The organism is Streptomyces sp. NPDC059456 (assembly GCF_042750055.1).
In the GTDB taxonomy this organism is placed as follows: Bacteria; Actinomycetota; Actinomycetes; order Streptomycetales; family Streptomycetaceae; genus Streptomyces.
Genome location: NZ_JBHYVA010000564.1, coordinates 1 through 5,685 on the forward strand (window position 1 = coordinate 1; position 5,685 = coordinate 5,685).

Genomic DNA, 5,685 nt, shown 5'->3' on the forward strand with positions numbered 1-5,685 from the left:
ACACCCCCCCCCCCCGCCCCGCGCACCCCCACACAACCCCCCCCCCACGGGGGGGGCCCCCCCCCCGCGCCCCCCCCCCCCCCGCTTTGTGCTGTCCGTCCCGACCGGAGCACCCCTTCTCGGGGAGATCGCTGACGGCAGAGCGACAGAGCGCCTCACACGCTGGAACACGATCGCAGGTGCATGCCAAAGTGGGTGTCTTCCTGGCCCTTCCTAGCACGGAGCCGCCCATGACACACGCCGGCGACCAGCCCGGCTTCTCCACCACGATCGAGGCCCTGCGCATCCGCACGTGGCTCCTCGGCCGCGGACACCCCACCCAGGTCATCGACCGCTTCACCGCCGAGGACTTCAACCTGGTCGTCGACGACCGAGCCGATGCGCACGTCGCCAGCAAGGACGGAAGCTTCTACCTCGGCTGGTTTCCCGAGGGCCGCCCCGGCGACCCCGATGTCGGCTGGGTGATCGCCGTCACCGGCACAGCCACCGTGCACGGCTACAAGGCGAGGTTCAGCACCGAGACCCCCGCTGCCGTCGTGGCCGCCGCCGTCGAGACCGTACTCGCCACCTCCCGGCGTATCTGACGCGCAGCGCCGGCCAGGACCGGCCCCCGATCCCTGCCCGACGCCTCCTCCCCTTGTCCCACGTCCGGCGCCGTGGTGTGCCTCGGCGCGTCCAGAAGGAGCAGCAGTGCAATCGCAGACCCATCGCGCCGTGACCGTTGGCGACATCATCGACCGTCTCTCGTCCTGTGACCGGGACGCGCAGTTCTTCCTCGCGATCAACCCCGAGTTTCCGCATGTCCACTTCGCCGGCGACATCGTCACAGCCCGCGACGGACGAGACGGCCAGGTCGTCTTCCTCGGCGAAGCCGAGCAGGGCGAGATCCTTCCGCCCGCTATCGCGCAGGCCCTGACCTGGCACCCGCCCACGGTCACTGCCTCCCTCAGCCGTCTCGCAGCACGCCGATCCGCAGGGCCGGCATGACCGGTCACCGAGCCCCTGGAGGCGTCCCTGTATTCCCACACCCCGTCCGAACCGAGCAACCCCCGCACCGGCTGGCTCTGGGCCAGCCCTCGGCACTTGGCCGGGGATGACGGAGACCTCGCCGAGGCCGTCGGGCACGCCCTGACGGGTTCCGACTGGTCATGCTGGACGACGGCACACAAGTCGTTCTTCTACTCCAGCCCGGACCAGCTCCGAAGTGCTGAGTGGGTACTGGCCGACCCGCTGACCACCGGCCTGGGTGACCTCCCCATCGCCTGGGAAATCTCCGCACGCGAGGCCCCCGACCGCAGCGTCGCGGCATGGAGGGCGTACTTCACTGCCGGCATCCCCCACGAAGCGCTCACGGCCTTCGTGCTCGCGCTGGACACGAGGAAGGAGCCTGCGTGGGGCCTCGACGGGATCGATGCGGTCACGCAATTCCTTGCAGCTGCGGACTGGGCGCCTGATGCCGACGACCCGGAGCACACGTTCTGGGACGCCCCGATGACCTCATGCTGGTCCTGGGCGGTTGTTCCTACCGGGATCGAGGACCAGGACCCCCGCCCGGATCTACCCGGCTGGATGGTCTGGTCGCAGCCCGAGTTGGGAAGGCCGTACCTGTGGTGTGCGGCGTTCAGTCATTCGGCGCCGCAGGATCTCGTCGGTGCCTTCGCTGAGTCGCTCGTATCCCCGGCACCGGTCGCTCGTCGAAGCCTCCCAGCCGTCTCCGAAAGTTGCCTCACGGTGAGATACATGCCCTGACTGGTGGCCATGAGCGAGAACCGATTGCCGAGTTCCGCTGGTGGCGCGGTACACCCAGCGCAGCTGTAATTCGCCCCATCCGCGCTTAGCGGGCGGGGCGTGCGCGTAGGTGATCTGCTGCGGCAGGCGGCTCCCAACGGCGATCAACTGGGTGCCGGCAAGGGCGAAGTCCGGGCTAGTGCGGCAGAGACGAGCGTCACTAAATTCTTCACGGCGGCGGTAGACACTGGGCGTCAGCTATCTCATCACCTCCTCACCCGCACGGCACGGGACTGGGCACCTACCCCTGGGTCGTGAGGCGTTAGCGGCCTGCCTTGCAGAGTGGACATGGGAGCATCAACTTGTGCGGCTTGCATCTTCCCCTTTCGATGAGAGCTGCCATGTCCTTAGGTGTCGGCCGCTTACCGCTTGTTCCCGGGTTCTTGGCGTCGCTCCTATTCTTCATGCGCGACGCCTCCCTTAGCTCGATTGTCATACCAGGCCCATATGCCCCATGCTCCTTGAAAGAGGCCGGCCGTGAAGGCTATTGCGGAGGCCGCCCACCGCGGTCCTATCTCCTGTGCAGTGTCTGGGGGGGCAAGTACGAGCCCTACACCGATAGCCAGCAGAACGATGCCGAGGTGGTAGGTCCATTCTGCGCGGTCTTCCCAGGCGCTGCCTTGTTTGCCTGCCTCTTCCTGCTCATGGCGCAGCGCCTCAGCTTCCCAGGGTTCCCAGGGCTCTGGGCGCCACTCCACGATCTCCTGATGGGAGTACATGTAAGCCCGGGCCCAGAAGCCGCATGTCACGCAGGCGACAAGCATTGCTGAGGCCAGAGTGAGCAGCAATAGCGACCAACCGGGCCAACGTATTGAGGTCGGTGCCTGGGCGATCACTCCGATGAAAGCGATGGAAAAGCCTGCCAGTAGAGCGGCTGCCCCGCCCGCCATCGTCTGTCGCGCCTGCGTCAGGCCATAGGGCCCCGGCTGGGACCACTGCAACCGTGGACGTTGCGGCAATGGCGGGGGCAAGGGGGGTGGTTTGTGGCACTTGAAGATGCCCATTTCGAGTCACCTTGCCCTGTCCTCACCTCCATGCTCGACTGTGTGATGGCGGCCCGCAAGAGGAGGCGATCACCCCCGTCAGTGTCCGCTTGAACACGATCCCGTCGATTACGTCCCGATGATCCCGCCACCGCCGGGGATGATGCCGAACTGCGAGGTCAGAGGATCGCGCCGGCGAACGTGCCGTCGTACCCGAAGGACGTCAGTCCCTCTTCCCGACTGCCGAAGACCCCTTCGATCGGGCCCGAGTTCCGTGCGTACCAATCACCGTCGAGACCGGGCACGAGCACCTCGTGGCCGCTGCGGCAGCGAACCCACACGCGATCACCGCTGTTCAGCACCAGCCAGTCTCGGTACGCCCCGCACTCGTTGCAGCTGACCACCTCACCGTCCATGGACAGCGGCGCCCAGTAGCGCATCATCGTGCCGGCCAACTGGTCCGGCGCCGGCACGCACAGGTCGACACGTATCTCCACCGAGTCGGTTTTGGCCGCACCGGCCGGGGGGACCGCATCCTCGTGGGCTGGTTCCTGCGCGGCGGCGGCGATGCGCATCGCCTCCGCCTGGAACTGGCGGACCGAGTCGTCCTGTGGGCCTCGTCTGCTGCGGAACATGGGCGCCTCCGGGGGTCGTGGTCCGCGTGTACGGTCACACTCTCTCTCGGGGCGTGACCTGGTTCTACTCAACAAACGTTCACAGTCCCGGCGAGCGGCGGGAGGGCCGTTCGGAGGCTGCGGGGCGGGCGCCGGTCGGCCGCGAGGCGGCTCCTCCGGCAGACGGAGTGCCCTTGGCCGGATCGGCGGGGAGGTCGGCCATGCGGCGGAGGCGCCACACCAGGACGTCGCTGACGGAATCGGCGGTGCCCAGCTCGCGGCGGGCTGCGGCGGCGGCCAGCAGAGGACCTGGCTGATGTCCGGCGGCCTCCGCTTCGGCGAGCGTGGTGGCAAGCGCCGGCCAGCCGGGCTCGGCCAGGAGCTGCTCGGCCAGGTCAGGCAGCGCCTGTCGCACGACGGCTTCGTGCCGACGCCTGACCGGAAGCGAAAGGCGTCGACCGCGTTCGTGCAACGCCCCGAGGTGCCTCTCGGCGGCACTCGAGTACGCGGCCCGGAGGTGCTCGGCAGCCTGCTGGGCAGCAGCCGCCTGCTGGGCATGCCCCTTCCTCGCGTGCCACAGTGCGGCGGCGGTGACCAGGAAGAACAGCATGTCGATCGCCATCGCCGTGGTGGCGCCGTCCTCGCCACGGCCCAGGGCCGGCCCGCCGTGTGAGAGGTCGCGGGCGGCCTGTCTCAGCGCCTGGTCGTGGTCGCGTACCGCTCGGACGTGCGACCGTGAGGCCCGCTCGAACGCCGCTGCGGCCCCGCGGAGCTCGCGGCGCGTATGGGCCGGGGAGGTCTTGGAGAGTGCGTCCAAGACCTCTCCGGCTGCGGCGATCTGAGCTGCGACCGCGCCGTCCTCGCCCTGGTCGATGACCAGCACGGCTTGCCAAACGGCTCCGGCCGCGCGGCGGCGAGCCGATGCGGGCCTGGACAGGCCCGGTTCTGCCACCAGCCTCGTGCTGTCGTCGGTCTCGGCCTGGTCGGGCATACCGCTCCAGCGCTCGCGGATGCGCGGCAGGGACAGGTCGGGGGCCAACTTCGCTCCCGAGTAGAACACCGGGTCGCCGTCCTTGTTCCGGTCGTCGGGCAGGGCGACGGTGTAGCCGAGAAGGTCTCCGGACGGTGCAACTCGCGTCCGGACGAGGAGGCCGGAGGCTGCGAGCCGGTCGAAGAACTCGGAGTCGCTTCTGGCGCCGGCCACCGCGCGGCGTACGGTCTCGCGGAGTTCCTCGCGTGGGGTGCGCTCGCGGTGCTCGCGCTCGGCCTTGTGTCGCTCAGCGCTGGTGGGCCGCTGGGCTGCGGTGCGGTCGCCGGGGTTGAGGCGGCGTAGTCCGAGTTCGGCCTCCAGGAGGCGGGCTTCGTCCTGGACGCGCTGGGCGTCGTGGTCGAGGTCGGGCTTGTAGCCGTCCTCACGGACGAGGGTGGCGATGATGTGGATGTGGTCGTCGGCGTGCCGGACCGCAGCCCAGCGGCATCCCGCACCCTGGTCCAGGTCGTCGATCCCGGCGGCGGCAACCATGCGCCGGGCGACGTCCGCCCACTCCTCGTCGGACAGGGTCCGGTCGGTGGGGGCGTTGCGGACGGACAGGTGCCACACATGCTGGGTGGGGCGGCTGTCCTCCTCAGCGTTCTGCACGGGCTGGTCGAGGAGGCGCTGGAGCTGCTTCAAGGTGGCCTGCGCCTCGCGGCCGGGGTCGGGGGCGTTGTCGTCCCAGGAAGCCACCAGGTGAGGGTCGGTGTGCTCCTCGTGCGTGCCCGGCCCGTACAGGTAGGCGAGCAGGCCGATGGTGCGCTTCCCACGCTTGTGGATCCTGGGGATCATGATGGGGGTGTCTTCCTAAGGCTGGTTCAGCAGGCGGTCGGTGGCGGCCTCGACGCGGTCCACGGCCCGTCGGACAGCGGCGAGGACCGCGTCCAGTTCTTTGGGCTGGCCACCGGAGTTGATGGCGCGGGTGATCTGGTTGAGGTTGTTGCCGACGCGACCGAGGTGCCGGCGGGCGGCGAACAGCTCGGAGACCGTCTCGCGATGGCCAGCGATGGCAGCGGCGGTGTTGTCGAGGTCGTGCGCGGCGGCCATACCGCTGCGGGCGAGAAAAGCGGGCAGCGTCGTGCGGGCTGCCGCTGCGGCGCTCGACAGCAAGGTCTTCTCGTCGACGTTCAGGCGCACGCTGCAGACGTGAACTCGCTTGTCGGATGGTGGCTTGGGGGAGCGCTTACGCGAACTTCGCGGTGCGGCGCGCTGTCGGCGCGGTGGTGTGTGCATCTCCTCCGGTTGCAATCCGCCCTCGGTCGCTACC

The 5,685-nt window shown here is 69.1% G+C and carries 6 protein-coding genes; 3 read left to right on the plus strand and 3 right to left on the minus strand.

All coding sequences use genetic code 11. The annotated features are described in order from the left end of the window. Positions 1-230: 230 nt before the first annotated feature. The 3 genes from ACFXA3_RS33430 to ACFXA3_RS33440 all read left to right on the plus strand — a co-directional run bounded on the left by ACFXA3_RS33430 (position 231) and on the right by ACFXA3_RS33440 (position 1,749). Positions 231-584: a DUF317 domain-containing protein gene (locus ACFXA3_RS33430; RefSeq protein ID WP_266816598.1), complete on the plus strand. Its 354-nt coding sequence runs from the start codon at positions 231-233 to the stop codon at positions 582-584. Between the two features lie 106 nt (positions 585-690). Next, a complete protein-coding gene (locus tag ACFXA3_RS33435) occupies positions 691-987 on the plus strand; it encodes a hypothetical protein (protein ID WP_385193072.1) in 297 nt (98 codons plus the stop codon). Between the two features lie 96 nt (positions 988-1,083). After that, positions 1,084-1,749 carry a DUF317 domain-containing protein gene (locus tag ACFXA3_RS33440; RefSeq protein WP_385193074.1) on the plus strand — a complete coding sequence of 222 codons (666 nt, stop codon included), beginning with the start codon at positions 1,084-1,086 and terminating at the stop codon, positions 1,747-1,749. A gap of 1,201 nt (positions 1,750-2,950) precedes the next feature. Here the strand turns inward: ACFXA3_RS33440 and ACFXA3_RS33445 are convergent. The 3 genes from ACFXA3_RS33445 to ACFXA3_RS33455 form a co-directional block, all read right to left on the minus strand. After that, on the minus strand, positions 2,951-3,406 hold the full coding sequence (locus tag ACFXA3_RS33445; protein ID WP_385193076.1) for a hypothetical protein: 456 nt from the start codon (positions 3,404-3,406) through the stop codon (positions 2,951-2,953). A gap of 79 nt (positions 3,407-3,485) precedes the next feature. Beyond that, positions 3,486-5,210, minus strand: coding sequence for a relaxase/mobilization nuclease domain-containing protein (locus ACFXA3_RS33450; protein ID WP_385193078.1), 1,725 nt, complete (start codon positions 5,208-5,210; stop codon positions 3,486-3,488). A 15-nt stretch (positions 5,211-5,225) separates the two neighbouring features. After that, positions 5,226-5,685 (minus strand): MobC family plasmid mobilization relaxosome protein (locus tag ACFXA3_RS33455; protein ID WP_385193081.1); only part of this gene is annotated, 460 nt, incomplete at its 5' end.